At 57.2% G+C, this 19,341-nt stretch carries 17 protein-coding genes; 14 read left to right on the forward strand and 3 right to left on the reverse strand.

Annotated features, from left to right (window positions below):
* The first annotated feature begins 94 nt into the window (after positions 1–94).
* From DRET_RS04075 to DRET_RS04085, 3 genes are read left to right on the forward strand one after another with little or no spacing between them, the layout of a single operon-like run.
* On the forward strand, positions 95–745 hold the full coding sequence (locus DRET_RS04075; protein ID WP_015751257.1) for a lysophospholipid acyltransferase family protein: 651 nt from the start codon (positions 95–97) through the stop codon (positions 743–745).
* Positions 738–1,622 carry a lysophospholipid acyltransferase family protein gene (locus tag DRET_RS04080; RefSeq protein WP_015751258.1) on the forward strand — a complete coding sequence of 295 codons (885 nt, stop codon included), beginning with the start codon at positions 738–740 and terminating at the stop codon, positions 1,620–1,622. The genes DRET_RS04075 and DRET_RS04080 overlap by 8 nt, the downstream gene beginning before the upstream one ends.
* On the forward strand, positions 1,619–2,278 hold the full coding sequence (locus DRET_RS04085) for an L-threonylcarbamoyladenylate synthase (protein WP_015751259.1): 660 nt from the start codon (positions 1,619–1,621) through the stop codon (positions 2,276–2,278). Before DRET_RS04080 ends, DRET_RS04085 begins: the two co-directional genes overlap by 4 nt.
* Positions 2,279–2,790: 512 nt before the next feature.
* On the opposite strand, the gene DRET_RS04095 is transcribed toward DRET_RS04085, so the two are convergent.
* Positions 2,791–3,702, reverse strand: coding sequence for a glycosyltransferase family 9 protein (locus DRET_RS04095; protein WP_148214013.1), 912 nt, complete (start codon positions 3,700–3,702; stop codon positions 2,791–2,793).
* A 207-nt stretch (positions 3,703–3,909) separates the two neighbouring features.
* Between DRET_RS04095 and DRET_RS04100 the strand changes: the two genes are divergently transcribed.
* From DRET_RS04100 to DRET_RS04135, 8 genes are all read left to right on the forward strand, one after another.
* Positions 3,910–4,410: an NUDIX domain-containing protein gene (locus DRET_RS04100; protein WP_015751261.1), complete on the forward strand. Its 501-nt coding sequence runs from the start codon at positions 3,910–3,912 to the stop codon at positions 4,408–4,410.
* Positions 4,398–5,297 (forward strand): ROK family protein, encoded by a 900-nt coding sequence (locus DRET_RS12895; protein WP_015751262.1) that lies wholly within the window; start codon positions 4,398–4,400, stop codon positions 5,295–5,297. The genes DRET_RS04100 and DRET_RS12895 overlap by 13 nt, the downstream gene beginning before the upstream one ends.
* 90 nt (positions 5,298–5,387) lie before the next feature.
* Complete coding sequence (gene glgA / locus DRET_RS04110; protein ID WP_015751263.1) at positions 5,388–6,854, forward strand: glycogen synthase GlgA; 1,467 nt, start codon at positions 5,388–5,390, stop codon at positions 6,852–6,854.
* Between the two features lie 501 nt (positions 6,855–7,355).
* Positions 7,356–7,661, forward strand: a complete 306-nt coding sequence (locus DRET_RS04115; protein WP_015751264.1) for an isoamylase early set domain-containing protein — start codon at positions 7,356–7,358, stop codon at positions 7,659–7,661.
* Positions 7,661–8,677, forward strand: a complete 1,017-nt coding sequence (pdxA, locus tag DRET_RS04120) for a 4-hydroxythreonine-4-phosphate dehydrogenase PdxA (protein ID WP_015751265.1) — start codon at positions 7,661–7,663, stop codon at positions 8,675–8,677. The genes DRET_RS04115 and pdxA overlap by 1 nt, the downstream gene beginning before the upstream one ends.
* Positions 8,678–8,790: 113 nt before the next feature.
* On the forward strand, positions 8,791–9,345 hold the full coding sequence (locus DRET_RS04125; RefSeq protein WP_015751266.1) for a helix-turn-helix domain-containing protein: 555 nt from the start codon (positions 8,791–8,793) through the stop codon (positions 9,343–9,345).
* A gap of 111 nt (positions 9,346–9,456) precedes the next feature.
* Complete coding sequence (locus DRET_RS04130; protein WP_015751267.1) at positions 9,457–11,106, forward strand: AMP-binding protein; 1,650 nt, start codon at positions 9,457–9,459, stop codon at positions 11,104–11,106.
* A 605-nt stretch (positions 11,107–11,711) separates the two neighbouring features.
* On the forward strand, positions 11,712–12,473 hold the full coding sequence (locus DRET_RS04135; RefSeq protein ID WP_015751268.1) for an alpha/beta hydrolase: 762 nt from the start codon (positions 11,712–11,714) through the stop codon (positions 12,471–12,473).
* Positions 12,474–12,566: 93 nt separating this feature from the next.
* On the opposite strand, the gene DRET_RS04140 is transcribed toward DRET_RS04135, so the two are convergent.
* Both DRET_RS04140 and DRET_RS04145 read right to left on the reverse strand, forming a co-directional pair.
* Positions 12,567–12,983: a hypothetical protein gene (locus DRET_RS04140; RefSeq protein WP_015751269.1), complete on the reverse strand. Its 417-nt coding sequence runs from the start codon at positions 12,981–12,983 to the stop codon at positions 12,567–12,569.
* 373 nt (positions 12,984–13,356) lie between these two features.
* Positions 13,357–14,229, reverse strand: a complete 873-nt coding sequence (locus DRET_RS04145; protein WP_015751270.1) for a DUF3553 domain-containing protein — start codon at positions 14,227–14,229, stop codon at positions 13,357–13,359.
* A gap of 852 nt (positions 14,230–15,081) precedes the next feature.
* Here DRET_RS04145 and DRET_RS04150 point away from each other — a divergent pair.
* The 3 genes from DRET_RS04150 to DRET_RS12900 all read left to right on the forward strand — a co-directional run bounded on the left by DRET_RS04150 (position 15,082) and on the right by DRET_RS12900 (position 19,291).
* A complete protein-coding gene (locus tag DRET_RS04150) occupies positions 15,082–15,753 on the forward strand; it encodes a response regulator (protein WP_015751271.1) in 672 nt (223 codons plus the stop codon).
* A 240-nt stretch (positions 15,754–15,993) separates the two neighbouring features.
* The gene (locus DRET_RS04155) at positions 15,994–18,435 is read left to right on the forward strand and encodes a Lon protease family protein (RefSeq protein WP_015751272.1); all 2,442 of its coding nucleotides are present in this window, start codon (positions 15,994–15,996) and stop codon (positions 18,433–18,435) included.
* Positions 18,425–19,291 (forward strand): universal stress protein, encoded by an 867-nt coding sequence (locus DRET_RS12900; RefSeq protein ID WP_015751273.1) that lies wholly within the window; start codon positions 18,425–18,427, stop codon positions 19,289–19,291. The genes DRET_RS04155 and DRET_RS12900 overlap by 11 nt, the downstream gene beginning before the upstream one ends.
* Positions 19,292–19,341 lie beyond the last annotated feature (50 nt).

Below are 19,341 nucleotides of genomic sequence, written 5' to 3' on the forward strand. Positions count from 1 at the left end.
CCATTCGGGGGGTCACAAGAGAGAACACCTTTTTGGCTGCAGTGGTCAAATAGGCTCAATCTATACGTTTTAGTATTTGAGATAGGGTGCGCATATGGCAAAAACCTGGGCCCTTCAGGGCTCTATCTGGGTGTTGCGCGGGGTAGTGCCCCTGTGGTGCAAAGCTTTGCGCTATTCCCGCTCCAATTATGAGCCGGTCGCTGCGGTGCGGGCAACATCCCAGCCGGTGGTTTTCGCGATTTGGCACGATGAATTGTTTCCGTTGTGCACCTTGCATCGCGGAGAAGGGGTCGTGGCGGTCGTCAGTCAGAGCCGTGACGGCGAAATTTTGGCCAAGGTGCTGCAAGCCTTCGGGTATGGGCTGGCGAGGGGATCGACCAGTCGCGGCGGTCTCAGGGCCCTGGTTGGGGCGTGTCGCGAAATCCAGAAAAAAGGCCGGGATGCGGTTTTGACCGTTGACGGTCCCCGGGGGCCCCGCCATGTCGCCAAGCCGGGAGCGATTTATCTGGCGGCTCGAACCGGGGCCCTGCTTGTCCCGACCCGGGTGGCCATGTCCCGGGTCAAGCGATTCGAGAAGGCCTGGGACAAATTCCAACTCCCATTGCCAGGGAGTAAGTGTCTGGTGCGGTATGGAACACCTTATGGCGTAGACCCAGGGGTGCTGCACTCTTCGACCGGGATGGAAAAGGCCCGGGAAACGTTACAAAACGCACTGGAAACACTCGCAGGCAGCGAACATGTATAAATTCGTCTATGAGTTCATGGCCTGGGCTGGGAAAGCGGCCCCACTGCCGTGGTTGGACGTGGCGGGTCGGGTCCTTGGCACGGCCATGTGGTATGGTCTCCCGGGCCGTCGGAGTCTGGCCCGGGCCAATATGATCCGTGTTCTTGGGACTTCGTTTCAGACAGCCACCATGCTGGGGCGCCAGAGTTTCAGCCACAACGGGCGGTCTTTTGCGGAAATTTTTACCGGTCGCCGGGCCGATTGGCGTTGGTTTGCGGAACACGTCCACGTGGCACAGCCGGAGATGGTGGCCCGGATGCAAGCCAGCCGACGCCCTGTGGTGGCCACCACAGGGCATTTCGGGGCCTGGGAATTGCTGGCACCAGTAATGGGGATGCTCTTTCCGGAGCGCTCGAAACAGGTCGTTATCCGCCATGGACGTGACGAGGCCATGTTCCGGCTTTTGCAACGTCTGCGACACCGCACCGGCATTGAGGTTCTCGGTCATCGGAAAGCGGCACCGGCGGTGGTGCGTCATCTGCATCGCGGCGGGGTGACCGCCTTTCTCACCGATCATAATACGACCCAGAAGGACGCCGCTTTTCTCCCTTTTTTGGGAAGGATGGCCGCAGTCAATATGGGGCCGGCCCTGTTGGCGCTGCGCGCCAAGGCGCTGGTCTGGCCGGTCTATCTCCATCGCCAGGGCAGAGGATATATTTTTGATGCAGACCCGCCTCTGGACACGGCAACCTTGGAAGGGGACCGTGAGGACCGTTGCCGGCAAGTGGCTGAACTGTATACCGCGGCCATGGAACGCCGGATTATGACCCATCCAGAACAATGGTTCTGGATGCACAATCGATGGAAGACGCAACCACGCGGAGAGCAAAAAGAATGACGACTTTCGGGCAGAGGTTGCAGACCCCTTCTTTGGCTTCGGCACAGATCAGCGGGGAGACGGCGGTGACTGCTGTGCGCCAGGGAGGCGTGCTGATCTATCCCACGGAAACCTTGTTCGCTGTGGGCGGAGATGCTTTGAATCCAGCCGTGGGGGAGCAGGTTCAGGCCATCAAAGCCAGACCCGAGGGCAAGCCGTTGCCGGTTTTGCTGGGAGCACCGGAGATGCTGGCCATGGTGACCGCGTGGCAGAGTCGGGACCTGCAGCGGCTTACCAATGCGTTCTGGCCCGGACCGCTTTCTCTTCTGGTGCCGGCGCGTCCCGGCCTGCCCGCCGCTATCCAGGACCACGCCGGGTGGACCTGCGTCCGCTGGACCTCCCATCGGGACGCTTCTTGGCTTTCCAGACAGTGCGGCCAACCCTTGATCGCCACAAGCGCCAATCGTAGCGGTGCACCGCCTGCGGCGGTTGCAGAGCAGCTGGACCCGGAGATGATCCGCAGCGTGAACGGGGTGTGGCTCGGACATTCCTCGCCTGACGGAGGACTGCCCTCGACGCTGGTTCGAATCCTGTCAGGAGGTGTGTTAGAGGTCCTGCGCCAGGGAGCGGTGGACTCCCGGGCCCTGGAGGGAGCGGGCTGGGTCGTGAGAGAGTGAGCCGAGCCGGGCTGGTTAAAAATATTGTATATCCCGAATGCGGGACATGGGCTGTCGACACCGGATCGTGCAAATTCTTGAACCTGTTGCCTGAGCCACGGATGCAGAAAAACGACACCGCATCTTTCAAGGACAGGGCTTGGCGGGCGGAGTGGAGAAGTTTTCTATTATGGCCCGCTTTTTGCTACATAGAGTATACCTTTCCTCCTTTTGCAGAAGCCGGCTTTTTCGGGGTGGTCCCGAAAAAGCCGGCTTTTTTTGTGCCCTGAGCCTCTATCGGGCTTGGGATGCGACTTTCGGGGATGTGTCTATCGCCTGGAAACATGCGGGCCTGCCTTTTCGGCGCAGCACTGACCGCTCAAGTTTGTACCGGTCTCAAGGCGGTGCTGGCTTCGGTCCCTGAGAGGGGGCGCAGCTCATGGACACATTCTCTGAAGCGGCTTTTGCAAGCGAATGTTACGGAGTCAGGGCCTCAAGGCGAGAAAACCGAGACCGAAGGTTCCGACGTCGTGTCAAAGGGATGGAGTCAGCATGGTTTTGAGGCGGTTGACCACCCGGCTGACGGGAATGTCGTAAAGACAGGACAGGTCAGAGCAAGCGATACGTCCGTCTCGGGTACACGGACGGCAAGGCCGGGCGGAGGCGATGGTGACCGTCTCTGGCGGCGCCCATTGGCGGGCCGAACTCGGACCGAAAATGCTCAGCGTTGGTGTCTGCCAGGCAGCTGCAAGGTGCATAGGTCCGGCGTCATTGCTCAGCACCAATTCAGCGTGCGCGAGGTGCTGCTGCAGTTCGGACAGGTGGCTGGGAGCGGTGAGTTCAAAGTTTTGTACATCAACCCCCCGCTCAAGTTCGGCAGGGCCGAGGAGAAAGACCGGCTTTTTCCCATTTCTGGCCAGCCAGCGGGCCACAGCCATGAATCGCGGCAGCGGCCAGCATTTGCGGTCATTGCCGGCCCCAGGCGCGATAAGGACCCGACGATCTGTTTGGGGGCAGGGAGAGGGGGGCTGAGAGCACCAAACGGACTGCCAGTCCTGCGCTTGGGGAATGCCGCGCTGTTCCAGAGCCTGAGCGTATCTTTGGCGCGGTGGTGTCAGGTCATTTTCGGACAAACCGGTGATGGGCCAGAGTTGTGGATGGACACAAGAAACCGGGATATGCAGCAAGCCGAACCAGACGACCAGGGTGTTCTGCAATTGGTCGGGCCATTGGGTGGCGCTGTATAAAGTGCGCACGGCGGCTTGGTCTTCAGCAGAGGCCTGGGGCATGAGCTTTTCGGCCCAATGCTGGTAAGCCGGTCGGCCGGCCCAGAAAATTGGGGTCGGGGCCCAGAAGCGGCTCAACGCCAGGAGAGAGGGCCAGACCTGGATGAAATCCCCGAGGGCGCCGTTGTGGACAACCAGGATTCTATCGAAAGAGGGCATGCTCCGCACCGGATGGGTTCGCGTTTTTTTGGAGCCGCCGGGCACCTCTGCGTGCCCGGTTGCAGAGGAGGAAAAAAGGCCCACGGTGTGGATTCCCGTCCAGGATCGTGTTGCCCTGTGTCGGGGTGGTCAGGTATACCTATGGGGCCCGGTAGCTGATGTGTTGCCGACTGGAAGCAGGTAGTGATCTGAGAGATTGGAGGCGTTGTGTCAAGTGCTCAGCATTGCCCTCAATGCGGGGCTGCGATCCAGGTGTACCGCAATCCCGTGCCGACTGTAGACGTGGTGGTCCAATTTCCGGACCGCACAATTGTTTTGATCAAGCGCAAGAACCCCCCGTATGGGTGGGCCCTGCCTGGTGGATTTGTGGATTATGGGGAAAGCCTCGAGCAGGCCGCGACGCGTGAGGCAGCAGAAGAAACCGGCCTCCAGGTGCAATTGCTCGGTCTGGTGGGAGTGTATTCCTCTCCAAAACGGGATCTGAGGCAGCATACCTTGAGTGTCACCTTTGCGGCGCGTCCTTTGAGCCCGGAAACATTGCAGGCCGGGGACGATGCCTCCTCTGTAAGCCGGTTCGCCCTCGACGCCCTCCCCGAATTGGCCTTTGACCACGCCGGTATTGTGGCCGATTATCACCGCTGGGTTCTGCAGTGCGGTGACTTGACCCAACGTGGAGTCAGCAAGGGACGATCCGTATGTATCTTGTAATCGATCTGGGTGGAACCAATATCCGCGGGACCTGGATGGACCATGATGGAGCCCACGGCACGATCCAGCACGCTTCCCGTCCCCGGACGCTTGAGGGAACCAAGGCGCATTTCAAGGATCTTGTCGACCGCTTGCGAGAGACGGCTCCGCGCCCGGTTCGCGGTGTCGGACTGGCCACGGCCGGTCCCCTGGACCACAGGGCCCAGAAGTATTTGCAGACCTCGAATATGCCGGAACTCAATGGGTTCGCTATTGGGGATTTTGTGCGCCGGGAAATCGGGCTGCCTTTCTTGATGGAAAATGATGCTCAGGCGGCCGCCTTGGGAGAGGTCTGGAAGGGTGGCATAGCCGGGGCGACAAATGCGGTGGTTTTGACCCTGGGGACGGGTGTCGGGTCCGGGGTCATACTTGAGGGCCGCTTATGGCGCGGCGGTCATTTTACCGGGCCCGAACTCGGTCATGTCTTCCTTGGTCCAGGCAGATCCCGGGCCTGTGGTTGTGGACAGGTCGGGTGCATAGAAACCTGGCTCAACAAATGGGCCTTCGAGCGCTTGGCTTCCCGGTGCGGTCTGAGCCAGACGCAGCCGCGCCACGTGGCCCAGCTTTGGGAGCAGGGAAACCCTGCTGCCACGGCTTGTGTCCGGCGCTACGGGCACCGGATCGGCCTGGCCATCAGCACCCTGCAGGTGGTTTTCGGGGCCGAAGCCATTGGTCTCAGTGGAGGCTTGAGTACTTTTTTTCAGGCCTGTGAACCGTATGTCTGGCGTACATTGCGCCACCGGTTCACCAACCGGCAATGGTGGCTTCCTGCGACCATCGCTGCCAGCCCTGATCCGGACATGAGCGGGTTGTGGGGTATGGCCAAGGCTTGGTTGGACAACGGCTGACCGCTGTGGAGCGCGTCAGTCTCCTGATAATGGCGTTTATCTGCGTTGTGCCGGAAGGCATTTTCAAACAAATCCGTGGAAGGGGTGGACATGTCCCTCGCACCGCAAATCCTTTTTGTTACCTCTGAAGTATATCCTTTTTCCAAAACTGGCGGGTTGGCTGATGTTTTGGGAATTTTGCCGTTGACCCTGCAACGCATGGGGTACCAAGTGGGGGTTGTTACCCCCCTGTATGGGCGCATGGCTTCGGGTGACTACCAGATCCGTTTGATATTGGACAATTGCCCTGTGGATTATCCCTGGCCAGGGGTCAGCGCCGACATTTATCTTGCGGACTACCACGGGGTGCAAGTCTTTTTCATCGACCGCGGAGAGTATTTCGACCGCAAGCAGTATTATTGTACGTATAAGGGCGAGTTTTTTGATAATTGCGAACGGTTTATTTTCTTTGCCCGCGCCGCCTTGCAATTCGCCCGCAAACTGGAGACCCCGCCGCAAATCATCCACGCCAACGATTGGCATGCAGCGCTGGTGCCGGCCTTTCATCATTTCTGGCGCCGAGCCGATCCCCATTGGGCCGAAACGGCTTCAGTGATGACGATCCACAATCTGGCCTTTCAGGGCCAGTATTCCTCCCGGTTGTTCTGGAATTCAGGGCTCCCGGCGGAAGCCTGGCATATGGACGGAGCCGAATATTTCGGCAGTTTCAATATGCTCAAGGCGGGCGTGGCTTATGCGGACAAGATCACCACGGTCAGCCCGACTTATGCCCGGGAAATCGTCACCCCTGATTTTGGTTGCGGCCTGGAAGGGCTATTGGCCAAGCGGAACCATGACCTTGAAGGCATCCTCAACGGAGCGGATTATGGGGTCTGGAATCCGGGCCGGGATCCGTTCTTGGCCGCCCAGTACGATGTCCACGATCTGGAGGGAAAGCAGGCGTGCAAACGGGCCCTGCTGGAAAAGATGGGGTTGGCCCCCTTTTTGGCCGAGCGACCTGTTCTGGGGTTTGTGGGGCGGTTGCGGGAGCAAAAGGGGATTGACCTGCTTTTGGAGATCGTTCCGCAACTCATGGAACTCAACGTGGGGCTGGTGGTGCTTGGTGAGGGAGGGCTCAATTTCGAAGCCCAACTCAATGAACTTGTCGAGAGCTATGGCGGCTTTATCGCCGCTTGCATCGGATACACCGAACCCCTTTCCCATCAGATTCAGGCTGGCACCGATATTTTTGTCATGCCTTCGCGATACGAGCCCTGCGGGCTGACCCAGATGTACAGTCTGCGGTACGGGACGCCGCCGGTCGCCACTGCCGTTGGGGGGTTGCGAGACACGATTGTCAGCTACCCTCAGGTCGACGCCACGGGGTTCGTGTTTGAGGAGGCGACTGCCGAAGCCTTGTATCAGGCTGTCGCCCAGGCCGTCGATTTGTGGGAAGATCGCGAGGCGTGGCGGGCAATGCAGATCAGGGGCATGCGTAAGGATTTTTCCTGGCACCGTTCGGCACAGGATTACTTGGCCGTGTACGAGAGCCTTGGAGCCCAATTGCGCTGTACCTGAGCCATTTCTGTGATCCAGATGTGAAACCGTATACCGGTTGTGGAGGCAGGAAGCGGTATCTGGCCCGGTTCTGCAATTATGCCCGCGGTCTGGACAAATAGCGGGGGCGGATTTGCAATGCCAAGCAGTGTAGACGGCTGACGTGGGGAAAACTTTGTGTGCCGGCTCCTCGGGCGCTCAAGGCAGTGTCCAGACCACGTTCCCAATTGCAGAACCGGTTGTGGAGGCGGGAAGCGGTGTCTGGTCCCGATTCTGCAATTATGCCCGCGGTCTGGACAAATAGCGGTGGCGGATTTGCAGTGCCAAGCAGTGTAGACGGCTGATGTGGGGAAAACTTTGTGTGCCGGCTCCTCGGGCGCTCAAGGCAGTGTCCAGACCACGTTCCCAATTGCAGAACCGGTTGTGGAGGCGGGAAGCGGTGGTTGCGTCCGGGGTTGGAATGTTCTTCTCGCTGGCAATACGGGGATTGTACCATCTTTCCTTGGAGATAGGAGGGGGATTATGGCAGTGACAAAGCAGTATTTAAAGAGCAAACCGGTATGCCGCGTCCGTTTCGCGGTGCCGAAATCCCTCAGCCAGGGAGCCAGCGAGGTTTCGGTGGTCGGCGATTTTAACAATTGGGATCCAAAACAACATCCGATGTATGCCTTGAAAAAAGGCGGTTTTTCGGCCTGTATCGACCTCGTTCCAGGCCAGCGCTACGAATTCAGATATGTACTCGACGGCCATATCTGGATCAATGAGGCTGAAGCGGATGAGTTGGTGGCGACTCCTTTCGGATCCGAAAATTCGGTGCTCGATCTCTGATGGCTGGAGCGGTTGCAACAGCGGCGTTTGCCGTGAGCCTCGGGGATCCCAATGGCCTTGGTCCTGATCTGGTATGCACCCTGTGGGGATCTACTCCTCCGACACGCCCTATGGTCTGCATTGGTCCGGAGTCAGCCCTGGCTGAGCGGGCGCAAATGCTCGGAATAAAAAGATTTTGGCACCATCTGGATCAGTGGCCGGAAAAACCTTTGGCGCCGGGCACGTACTGTCTGACTCCGAGGGCACTGACCCGTTTTCGAAGCCGTCCCGGAGTGGCGACGCCGGAAGGAGGCGCTGCTGCGGGCCAGTCGTTGGCGGTTGCGTGTGAAGCGGTGCGAGACGGCCAGGCCGCGGCTTTGGTGACATGTCCCTTGAATAAGGCGATGCTGCAGGCGGCGGGGTACGATTTTCCGGGCCACACTGAATTTCTGGCCCGTTTTTTGGGCCTTCAGTCTGATGATGTCTGTATGCACCTGGCCGGCCCTCGGTTACGGGTTTCTCTGGTAACCACCCACCCGCCCCTGCGCCAAGTTCCCGAGTTGGTGACCGCAGTGCGGGTGGAGCGGTGTTTGCGTCAGACCTGGGCCCTTGTTTGCGCCCTGGATGATACCCCGGCGCCATTGGCCGTGTGTGGGCTGAATCCTCACGCCGGCGAGGGGGGGGCCATTGGCACCGAGGAGGAAACGGCGATTGTACCGGGAATCCAAGCTGCTGCTGCCGATGGTGTCGGGGTCATCGGACCGATCCCGGCGGATACCGTCTTTCATCGCGCCCTGCAGGGGGAGTTCAGTGCCGTTTTGGCCATGTACCATGACCAGGGGCTCGGTCCTTTGAAAACCGTCCATTTTGGCCAAGCCGTCAATGTGACCCTCGGTCTCCCCGTGGTCCGTACTTCGGTGGATCACGGCACGGGATACGATAAAGTTGGGACAGGCACGGCTTCGGCAGAAAGTCTCGCCCTGGCGGTGGACATGGCGGCTCGTCTTGTTCCAACCCACCGCCATCTCCCTGCTTGATGCCGGGAATACACAATTCCCAATTGTGTTCTTTGCGCCCTGAAGGCGGAACGGCTCCAGGTTTCGCGTTGAAGGGGCATTGTCGTCTGAGTCCATGAAAAAAGGAGTGAGGTATGTCGAGTCAAGCCTATCAGGAAATAGCGCCCCGCCTCAGGGGGCTTCGTGAAGCTCTGGAATTGGAAACCGAGGAAATGGCCGCTGATCTCGGTGTCGACGCCGACACCGTTCGGAATTACGAGTCTGGTGCGGGCGAAATTCCGGTCAGCTATCTTTTTCAAGTGGCCCAGCAATATGACATTGATCTGACAGTGCTTATTTCTGGAGATGAGGCCCATCTCCATAATTATTCGGTGGTGCGCAAAGGGCGTGGAATGAGCGTCGAGCGCCGCAAGGACTACGACTACAAAAGTCTGGCTTATCGTTTCACTGGGCGTCGTATGGAACCCTTTCTGGTCAGTGTGCCACCCAAGAGCGACGATGCATTGACCTTTCATGAGCACGCGGGGCAGGAATTCATCTACATGCTCGAGGGGCGCCTCGAAATCCGTCTAGGCACGAATACGGAAATCCTGGACCCCGGAGATTCCCTGTATTTTTCGTCGCGCACACCGCACGCCCTCCGGTCATTGTCCGAGCAACCGGCCCAATTTCTGGATGTCATTATTTAGCGCTGAATGCCCTGTCTCGATAGGAGGCCAGAGTGCGCTCGGCCTGCTCAGTTTTGAGAGCTCCGCTGTGGCTCGACCGCTTTTTGACGTGTGAAACGACAAGGACTGACTATGTTGCATAAAGACTGTTTTTCGAGTTTGGACGACTTTACCGATAATTGGCGTGTGCCCCAATGGACAGGATTTAATTTCGCTTACGACGTGGTGGACCATATGGCCCAAACTTCCCCGGAGAAGATCGCGATGGTCCATGTCGATGATGCCCACGTCAGACGAGACTATACGTTTGAATTTTTTGCCGAAGCATCCAGCCGGCTGGCTCACGCTCTGGTCAAACAGGGACTCGGTCAAGGGGACCGGGTTATGCTCATGCTCAACCGCCGCATTGAGTTCTGGCTCGGTATGCTTGCTTTGCACCGCATTGGAGCTGTGGCTGTGCCGTCGCCGTCCATGCTGACAAGTAAGGATATCGAGTTCAGGGTCAATTTTGCCGGTATCAAAGGCGTTTTTGCTGAAGACGCTCTGATCGACAATTTTGAAACGGTGCGCCCGAAATGCCCGGGGCTGAAAGTCTGTATCCACACCGGGACCGAGGTCCAGGCTCAGGGCTGGCTTGCCTATGAGACCCTTGTGGCCGAGGAAGCGACCAAGTTCGAACGTCCAAAGGATGCGGCCGCTGACAACGATCCCCTGCTGATCTTTTTTTCTTCGGGAACGACGGGGCCGCCGAAAATGGTCGAACACACCCACCGTTATCCCCTGGGGCATATTGTGACCGGGATGTATTGGCATGATCTTGAGCCCGGAGATCTCCATCTGACCCTGGCCGATACAGGGTGGGGGAAAGCAGTCTGGGGGAAATTTTACGGCCAGTGGATGGCTGGCGCAGCGATTTTCGTCTACGATTTCCGGGGAAAATTTGATCCCCACAATTTGTTGTCCGTGTTGGCGGAGCACAAAGTGACGTCCTTTTGCGCTCCCCCGACTGTTTACCGATTTCTCGTCCGGCAAGACCTCGGGCCCTATGACCTGTCGGCATTGCGCCATTGCACAACGGCTGGGGAATTGCTGAATGAAGGGGTTTTTCTGAAATGGCGGGAGAAGACCGGACTTCCGATCTACGAAGGCTACGGTCAAACTGAGACGTCGCTGCAAATCGCCACTTTTCCCTTTATGGACCCCAAGCCGGGCTCCATCGGCAAGGCCACCCCGCAATGGGATGTCGTCCTGCTTGATGAAAGCGGTCAACCGTGCCCCCCGGGCGTTGAAGGCGAGATCTGTATTCGTATCGCTGATGCAGAACCGGAGGGATTGTTCACCGGCTATCTGGATGAACCGGAAAAAACCCGGGCCGTGAAAACGAATGGCTACTACCATACCGGAGACAAGGCCTGGATGGATGAAGACGGGTATTTCTGGTTTCTTGGCCGTGTGGATGATCTGATCAAAAGTTCAGGATACCGCATCGGCCCTTTTGAGGTCGAAAGCGCCCTGATCACCCACCCTGGTGTCGTGGAGGCCGCCGTAACCGCAGTGCCGGATGAGATTCGCGGCCAGGCGGTCAAGGCCACGGTGGTCCTGGCCAAGGGGTATACGCCATCAGAGGCGTTGACCAAGGAGTTGCAGGACCATGTCAAACAGGTCACCGCGCCCTATAAATATCCCCGTATCATTTCCTACGTCGATGACTTGCCCAAAACCATAAGCGGCAAGATCAAGCGGGCTGAGATCCGAGCGCAAGACGAGCATCACCAGGTTTGAACCAGGGATGGGTAGCTATTTCTGGCCGCTGTTGTCTGACAATAGCGGCCTTTTTACGGTTCTTTGGCGGATCCTGTGGATTTTTGGAGTTTGCCGCCTCTTCTGTGTGCCCACTTTCGGCCCGGTATTTTCTCAATCCCGCCAAAGGGGGATCCTTGCCCCCTCCGGACTCTCAAGTGGAACAGAACTCCAGGTGTCGAAGATGGCCCTTGTTGCATCGGAATCCGCCTGGGAGCATTCAGTTCGCGGTCCGGTTTCCCCCTTTTGGCGGGACCAAGAAAATGTGCGGGCCTTCCGCTCGAAGCACACAGAAGAGACGGCAAACTTTTGCGTCTGAAATTCCATGCTCTGTGACGAAGAGCCCTTTTTACTTTGTATTCCGGGGAAAAACGCAGCTGCTGAAGAATCCGTCGGTACTTTCCCGATGACAGGGCCCGGCTCGAAAATGCAAGCCGTTCTCTCTGCCGCTGTGTTGCGATCTTGTGTTTTTTGGGCGCAGGTATGGGTGTTTCTTGAACAGGCTGGAAAATCCAGTGGTTTCCAGGAGGAATTCGGGGATAGGCCCCGGAAGGTCTGGAGAACTGCGGCACCAAGGAAGAACCGGTATGGGAAAATGGCGTTCGTTATTTGTGGACAACCAGGAGTCCGGCAACGCCCTAGCGGTTTTGCATTACCATCTCGGCGAGAGTTCGGCCCCGGTGGTCATTGTCTGTCATGGTTTCACTGGAAGCAAAGAAGGGGATGGCCGCCATCTTCGATTTGCCGAGTTTTTGGCCCAAAACGGCTGGCAAACAGTCCTGTTCGATTTCGCAGGCAACGGGCAAAGTGAAGGGGATTTTGCCTTCAGTTCTCTATCGACCCAGATAAGCGATCTGACAGCGGTCGTGGATTGGGTGCAGCTGTTCTCGCCGCGTCGCCTGGTATGTTTGGGGCGCAGCTTTGGCGGGACAACCGCAATCTGTCAGGCGGCGCGCGACCAGCGCGTTCAAGCTGTCTGCACCTGGGCGGCCCCTGCCCGGCTGCACCTGCTGTTCGACCGGTTCCGGGTCTCGGTGCACGGGGATCGCATCCGTTTACAGAGCGAGGCGGGGGCCATCGAAGTTGCGCACCAATTCTTTTCGGATTTTGAGCGGATAGACCCCTTGCAGGAGGTGGCTCGTTTGGCTCCGCGTCCCTACTGGTGCGTCCATGGCAAGGCGGATACGACTGTCCCGGTTGCGGACGGGCGACTTCTCTATGCTGCCGCCGGCTCACCCAAGGCGGCGTATTGGGTGGATCACGGCGATCACCAATTGCACGCGCAGCAGCAACAGGTCTGGGCACAAACCAGGTCCTGGTTCGACGCTTTGGAGAGGAGTGGGGGCTGACTGCCTCACGTTGTTGAGACCCGAGGGGGCATAGAGAAGGGCCGGCTTTCTATGGGCACGACCAGGGGCTGGTCGTCTTCCCCAGCCTTGCGGCTAGTGGTCCTCGGTGTCCGTGCCCCCTTTTTTTGCGGGGGAACTGCGCAAGAGGTCGACGACGTCGTAGAAGATGATGCCGAACAGCGTCGTCCAGCCTACGCCGTGGAAAAGGATCGAGCCCGTTGGGGACATGGTTTGGGCGATAGTATTGAGGATGGCTGAGATGAGAAAGACGGTGCTGGCGAGGATGAGGACTCCCAGGACGTGAGAGAAAAAGAGCATGACCGTGTTGCGTTGTTCTTTGTAGCTGACACTGAGCCAGATCTGGGTCAAAGTTGCCCAGACCACCGGGATGGCGACAAAAAAAAGCAGGAGATTGTTCTCTTTGGGCAAAGTGAAATCGAGATGAAACTCGAAATACCAAATGCCGATCACAGCGATAAGGATATCGCGAATAATGACAAAAGCCAGCATATCGGGTCCTGTTACTGGGGGCCGGGAAAAGAAAACGGTTTCCTGTCCCTGACCGTTTATGGGGTTCTGGCGGAGTCCCTGCGGGCAAAAGGGGCGCAGGAGTTGATCAGGGCCTCGCCGTACCGGCTTGTATATAAGGCTTTTTAGGAAAATTCAATTTACCGCTTTGAAGCGAAAGCGGTCAGGCAGGATAAAAAAAGCCCGAAGCAAGCCAGAAACTGGCGTGTCGGGCTTTTCAGGATAGTGCTGCTATTCCAAGGCGGCGTGCAGTTTTGAGACCAATGGTGTCGGCTGGAATGGGCGGATTCTGCCCACACCTGGGGCCACATTGAAAAGTAAAGTGCTCAGGGATATCTCCCGCAGCGGATCTGCGTCATGTCGTGGCCCTGCGCAAAAGATGGGGGACCATACTGATAAATGCCTGGATATCCAAAAGATCTCTGGGCTGGAGATCGATCAGTTGGCGGAACAGGGTCCGGGCCATCGCCTGGGCATCCGTGTAGGTCTGGTTGTTGAGTTCAACATGGTAGCGCAATCGGGTCTGGCTGCAGATTGCTGTTTTCTGGCAGGCAGCGGGCCGAATCAGAATATTCGTCCTGGGGTCGGCAAGAAAAGGAAAAATCGTTGCCACCGCCCATTTGTCGGCCTCAAGGCTTTCGAGTGTGGTGCAGAAATCGCTGAAAGCCGTGTTCTCATCTCGGTCACTGAAGGCGACGTCGAACACACCGCAGGCGAATCGCAAACATCCTTCCTGGGATTGGATGGCCTGTCTGGCACTGGCTTTTTCCTTAGGAAACAACAGCGGAGTTTGGGCGAGAAAGGTATCGAACCGGGTGCGCAGTTCGCCTACGGCTTCATCATGGAGCAGGCGCATGAGTTGGGGTTTGGACAGGACACCCAAAAAGCGGTGCTGGTCCTGAAGACGGGGATTGCGCTGCGTTTCCTGATAGCGCTGGTCGCGAAACCCTTTGGGAAAAATTCGCCGAAACGTTTGCAGGCACATTTGCAATCGGGGAGGAATCGTCGGCGGCTTCTGGTTGGATTCAAGCAGAAAGCTGGTAATATGCTCTTCAGCCTGCTCGGTGCTGACTTTTTGCAACGGAGCGGATTCCATTTTCAGCCGTTTATGGCCAGCTTGGGAGAACTGGATGTCGACATACCCGTTGGGCGAAGTCTGTAAAACTTTCCCCAGCCCCCAACCTGGAACCTTGGTGTGGCGGACATGGTCGTTTTTCTGAAGCTGCATGACATGACTCCTTGCCTGGATAAAGCGATGGAATGCTGCAAAACGTTGAACTTCCCCCTACCACCCTTACAGGGTTGTGGCAATATTTTCAGGAAAATGAGTTAGATACCTAGTTTCGTACCCAGTGGGTATGGAACTGGGTATTTGTTTTGTGCCAAAATACGATTTTTATATGCCTGATTGACATATAAAAAGGAAAAACAGGCGCATATCATCGTCTGCAGACGCTGGACTCAGTGGGTTTTCAGCCAGGAAAAAGCGTGTGAGCAGGCGTCCGGCGGAGTTCAAGGCCAGGCGCCCTGTTGTGGATCCCGGTGTGCCCTTCAGGGACCACGACGTGAAATCGGATGGTGTACCGATTTTCCGTGGTTTTTGGCGCTAGTGTGCGGCGGCAGGACGAAGGGAAATCTCGGACCAGACGATGATGCCGGTGACCAGCGGACCTTTGAATGCAAACTCAAAGGCGAATTAGCGTGCGAGCGATGCAGGTCAGCACTTTGCTGTTGCTACGCTGAGGCCAAGGCGGGGTGTCCGTAGCGGGGGGCTGTAGAAAATGGTTCTGGATGGAAGCAAAGAAGACAAGAAAACGGCTTGGCAACCGGCTATAAAGCGCGTACGCACGGGGAGAATTGAAAGGGAAGATCAGAGCTAGGATGCAAAGTGTCCTTCATCTTCACTGCAAAGTGGGCCTGGATACAGGCATTTTGAGCTTTACAGCACGCTAGCCGAGACTGGATCCAAAATCTTGGATCCGCTATACTCCTCTGAGCCGTGAAGGACAATACCTGGCGCCTCAATTGTAGCCGGTCTCAATGGGCACACTCGCTGCATGCTAGCAAAGAGGATTTGCATATGAGTACGCAAGAACCGATCCGTATTCTCCTCGCAGAAGATCATGTGGTCTCACGGGAGGGATTTCGGGTTCTCTTGGAACAGGATCCGCAACTGCGTATTGTTTGCGAGGCCAATAACGGTGAAGAGGCCGTTGCCTTGTATGAAGCCTTTCGGCCGGATATCGCTCTGCTTGATCTGGCCATGCCGGAGATTGATGGTCTGGAGGCCATTAAACAGATCAAATCCCTTGATGCCCAGTCGCGGATTATCATCCTCACTGGCGATGAGGACTTGGGACAGGTCTGGGTGGCGCTGGATTTCGGTGCCTGCGGGTTTTTGTCCAAAGAAATTGACCACCATGCCCTGCGCTGGCAGATCAAGCTCGCTGCGCGGGGTTTCCCTGTCTTTTCCCCCGGGATTCTGGAATGTTTCATCCAGGTCTATAAGGAGAAATACGCCCCGCTCAAGCAGGTCAGCCAGGAACTTATGGAATTGACCAAGCGTGAACGGGAGGTTTTAGTGTATATTTTACGCCGGTACAGTTCCCGTCAAATCGGGGCCAACATGGGATTGAGTTCGCGGACCGTGGAAAAGCACTGGCGGAATTGTCTGCGAAAACTGGGATGTACGAGCCGCGAAGAACTCTTTTCCCTGGCCACGGCTCGTGGATTCTGGGGACTGCCCGTCTGATCCTGTCGCATGTCTTGACCACGCCTTTTGCCTTTCTTTCTATCCGCCCCTTCTGAAAATCCAAACGCCCCAACCTGCCGTATCGTGCCCCCATTCACACATGGCCCCAGTTTTTGGGGCTGGACACCTTTGCCTCCGTTCCTCTTCAGGTTCGTCTTGCCTTGCAACGCGTTCGTTTGGCACAGTGGTTTCAGAGTCTGTGGAGAATTCCACGATGCAGCACCATTGGAGGTTGGAGGTATGCAAATCAAACCCCTGCAGGCAGATGAAGTGTCCTGTCCATGTACAAAAGCCCATTTTGCGTTCGCCAGCACCGAAGAGGTTCTGCCCCTGAATGAAAAGGGGCATGCCCTGGGACAGCCGAGGGCCCAGGCTGCTTTGGAGTTCGGGACTCACATCCGGCGCCACGGGTACAATATTTTTGCCCATGGCGCCCCTGGAAGCGGCCGGCATAGTCTGGTCCGGCAGATGCTCAGACAGCAGGCGGCCACCGAGGAAGTGGGGCACGACTGGTGTTACGTCAATAATTTCGACGACCAGACCAGCCCGGCAGCCCTGTGTCTGCCACCGGGCCTTGGCCGTTCTCTGGCGGAGGATATGGATCGTCTCATTGACGAAGTACGCAATGCCCTCAAGTCCGCTTTTGAAAGTGAAGAATACCAAAATCGGATGCAGTCCCTGGAGCAGGAGCTCAAAGACAAGCAGAACACCATTATCCAGGAATTGCAGGAAAAGGCCCAGGAAAAAGGGTTGCGTCTCATCCGAACTCCCTCGGGTTTGGCTTTTGCTGCTGTCCGCGATGGGGAAGTCCTGCCCCGGGAGGAGTTCCAGAAGCTTTCAGAAGAAGAACGGAAAAAGATCGAGCAGGATATCCAGGAATTGCAGCAAGAATCCCATCGGCAATTCCAGAAATTGCCGGGATATGAGCGTCGAGTCCGGGAAAAAATGCGATCGTTAAGCCGTGAAATGGCAGATTACGCCATCGGGACATTGTTGGAGGAAATGCGCGAGAAGTATGGTCATCTCGACGATGTACTTGAGCATATCAATGCGGTGCAAAAGGATATTGTCGATAGTGTCCCGCGCATCCTCAATCCCGAGGGCGATGACCAGCAGGGCGACCAGTTTTGGAGCGAGCGCCAGGAGTCCATGACCTCACCGGCAGTCCGGCGCTACCGCATTAATGTTCTGGTCGATCGTAGCGACCATGCCAACGCCCCGGTCGTCTATGAGGACAATCCCTCCTTGAGTAACCTTTTAGGGCGCGTGGAGCACCAATCGCAGATGGGCACCCTGGTGACGGATTTCAATCTTATCAGGGCCGGCGCCCTGCACCGGGCCAACGGGGGGTACCTCATTCTGGACGCTGAGAAGCTTCTGACCCATCCGGGTGCCTGGGAAGCGTTGAAACGGGCCTTGCAATCCTCAGAAATCAAATTGGAAAGCCTGGCCCAGATGTACAGCCTCATCAGCACGGTTTCACTCGAGCCACAGCCTGTTCCACTGGATGTCAAAGTTGTGCTGGTCGGCAGTCCGTTTGTTCACGCGCTCTTGCAGTACTATGATCCTGAATTTGATACGCTTTTCAAGGTCGCTGCTGATTTTGCCCCGGATATGGACCGCACCGCGAATCAAGAAGGATTTGCCCGCCTGGTGTCTGGCTTTGTGCATAAACACAGTCTCCACCATTTCACGGCCAGCGGCGTGGCCCGCCTGTTTGAATACAGTCTGCGGCTTGCCGGGGACCGTGAAAAACTGTCTGCCAATGTCCGGCAACTCGAGGATATGGCCGTGGAGGCCGATTATTTTGCTGGCCAAAAGGGAGAGGCATTGGTCCGGTCCGAGGAAGTCCAGCGGGCCATTGATGAACGCCAATTCCGCTCCGACCGTATCCGGGAGCGCCTGCAAGAGGAAATCTTTCGCGAGACTTTGCTCATTGCCACACAAGGATCCCAGGCCGGTCAGATTAACGGGTTGTCTGTCTACCAGGTCGGGGGATTGTCCTTTGGCCGTCCTAGCCGCATTACGGCCCGTATCCGGTTGGGGCGCGGGGAGGTGGTCGATATCGAGCGCGAATCGAAACTCAGTGGGCCCCTGCATTCCAAAGGAGTCCTCATCCTGACCGGTTTTTTGAGCGGCCGCTTCGGTGTTCATCAGCCTCTCTCCTTGAGCGCGAGTCTCGTCTTTGAACAATCCTACGGCGGTGTGGATGGCGATTCCGCCTCGTCGGCTGAACTCTATGCCCTGCTGTCGGCAATTGCCGGTGTCCCCTTGCGACAGGACCTCGCTGTGACCGGGGCGGTCGATCAGCACGGCCAGATTCAGGCGATCGGCGGAGTCAACGAGAAAATCGAAGGATTTTATGATATTTGCCAACAACGCGGATTAACAGGCCAGCAAGGAGTTTTGATTCCCGCCTCCAACCGCAAGCACTTGGTTTTACGCGGCGATGTCGTTGAGGCGGTACGCCAGGGAGGCTTTTCCATCTACCCGATCCGGACCGTTGATGAGGGCATAGAACTTTTGACCGGCATGGAGGCCGGAAGTCTGGATTCCCAGGGAAACAGCCCTTCGGGCAGTTTCAACGCCCTGGTCATGGATCGTTTGAAAACGCTCGCCGCCCGCCGACAGGCGTTCGTTGCTTCAGCACCGGACGACAGGGGGGATGGCCATGGCGAATAAGACGGCCTCAATTCGACGCATTCTCGTGCCCCTGGATACATCCCCTCTTAGCCGCCATGCTCTCAAAACAGCCATACTCCTGGCCCAGCAAACGGGTGCGGAGGTGTTCGGTCTCTTTGTGGAAGATATGGATTTGCTGCTTTGGGCCGAATTGCCCTGTGCCGCAGAGGTTGACGCCTATTCTCTTTCTGTGCGTACCGTTGAGCGAACGTCATTGGAGCGACAGTTGCGGGCCCAGGCGGGATATTTGCGCCGGATCATGGGCCAAATGGCGCAGGAGGCGAACGTTCCCTGGCATTTTGAGGTGGTCCGGGGGAGTGTGGCGCAGGAGGTGCTCGGAGCCAGTTTGCGTGCCGATTTGACGGTCCTGGGCAAAGGGCGCACTGTAATGTCCCCACAGGGGCGTCTTGGCTCAACTGTGCGAAAGGTCATAGCTCAGGGGACCTGCGCCACGCTGATACTCGAGTATGTCGGCAAACCATTGGATCCGGTTCTGGTGATCTATACGGGATCTCCGCTGTCCAAACAGGCTCTGCATATGGCGCGCTGGCTGATGCATGATCAAAAACGGCGCCTGAAAGTGCTCGTTCCTGCAGAGCAAAATGCGACAATGGAGCCTCGCCGCCAGGAAATCCACGGCCTTATGGCGGATGTAACGGACCGGATCCAGCTGCAATCGTTTCCCGTGCGCAGTATCGAAGCCTTTGTCCATCTTTTGCAGGAAGAAGGACGAGGGCCCTTGGTGTTGCCGTGTGATGAATACTGGCTTGGCCCTCAATTGGAGGGCCTGGTTTCCCGTCTGCCCAACCCGATTCTTTTGGTCCGACAAGCGGATCCAGCTCCTGAGATCAGGTGATCTTTCGAAAAAAGGGCGGCGCAGGAAGGTATTTTTTTATGACGCTTTCT

It is taken from the genome of Desulfohalobium retbaense DSM 5692 (assembly GCF_000024325.1).
In the GTDB taxonomy this organism is placed as follows: domain Bacteria; phylum Desulfobacterota; class Desulfovibrionia; order Desulfovibrionales; family Desulfohalobiaceae; genus Desulfohalobium; species Desulfohalobium retbaense.

What these genes read in the sequence shown, in the direction of transcription:
- DRET_RS04085 (WP_015751259.1), top strand. Translation starts at nt 1,619, where the DNA reads ATGACGACTTTCGGGCAGAGGTTGCAGACCCCTTCTTTGGCTTCGGCA.
- DRET_RS04135 (WP_015751268.1), top strand. Translation starts at nt 11,712, where the DNA reads ATGGGAAAATGGCGTTCGTTATTTGTGGACAACCAGGAGTCCGGCAAC.
- DRET_RS04150 (WP_015751271.1), top strand. Translation starts at nt 15,082, where the DNA reads ATGAGTACGCAAGAACCGATCCGTATTCTCCTCGCAGAAGATCATGTG.
- DRET_RS12900 (WP_015751273.1), top strand. Translation starts at nt 18,425, where the DNA reads ATGGCGAATAAGACGGCCTCAATTCGACGCATTCTCGTGCCCCTGGAT.
- glgA (WP_015751263.1), top strand. Translation starts at nt 5,388, where the DNA reads ATGTCCCTCGCACCGCAAATCCTTTTTGTTACCTCTGAAGTATATCCT.
- DRET_RS04145 (WP_015751270.1), bottom strand. Translation starts at nt 14,229, where the DNA reads ATGCAGCTTCAGAAAAACGACCATGTCCGCCACACCAAGGTTCCAGGT.
- pdxA (WP_015751265.1), top strand. Translation starts at nt 7,661, where the DNA reads ATGGCTGGAGCGGTTGCAACAGCGGCGTTTGCCGTGAGCCTCGGGGAT.
- DRET_RS04155 (WP_015751272.1), top strand. Translation starts at nt 15,994, where the DNA reads ATGCAAATCAAACCCCTGCAGGCAGATGAAGTGTCCTGTCCATGTACA.
- DRET_RS04125 (WP_015751266.1), top strand. Translation starts at nt 8,791, where the DNA reads ATGTCGAGTCAAGCCTATCAGGAAATAGCGCCCCGCCTCAGGGGGCTT.
- DRET_RS04140 (WP_015751269.1), bottom strand. Translation starts at nt 12,983, where the DNA reads ATGCTGGCTTTTGTCATTATTCGCGATATCCTTATCGCTGTGATCGGC.
- DRET_RS04130 (WP_015751267.1), top strand. Translation starts at nt 9,457, where the DNA reads ATGTTGCATAAAGACTGTTTTTCGAGTTTGGACGACTTTACCGATAAT.
- DRET_RS04075 (WP_015751257.1), top strand. Translation starts at nt 95, where the DNA reads ATGGCAAAAACCTGGGCCCTTCAGGGCTCTATCTGGGTGTTGCGCGGG.
- DRET_RS04080 (WP_015751258.1), top strand. Translation starts at nt 738, where the DNA reads ATGTATAAATTCGTCTATGAGTTCATGGCCTGGGCTGGGAAAGCGGCC.
- DRET_RS04095 (WP_148214013.1), bottom strand. Translation starts at nt 3,702, where the DNA reads ATGCCCTCTTTCGATAGAATCCTGGTTGTCCACAACGGCGCCCTCGGG.
- DRET_RS04115 (WP_015751264.1), top strand. Translation starts at nt 7,356, where the DNA reads ATGGCAGTGACAAAGCAGTATTTAAAGAGCAAACCGGTATGCCGCGTC.
- DRET_RS12895 (WP_015751262.1), top strand. Translation starts at nt 4,398, where the DNA reads ATGTATCTTGTAATCGATCTGGGTGGAACCAATATCCGCGGGACCTGG.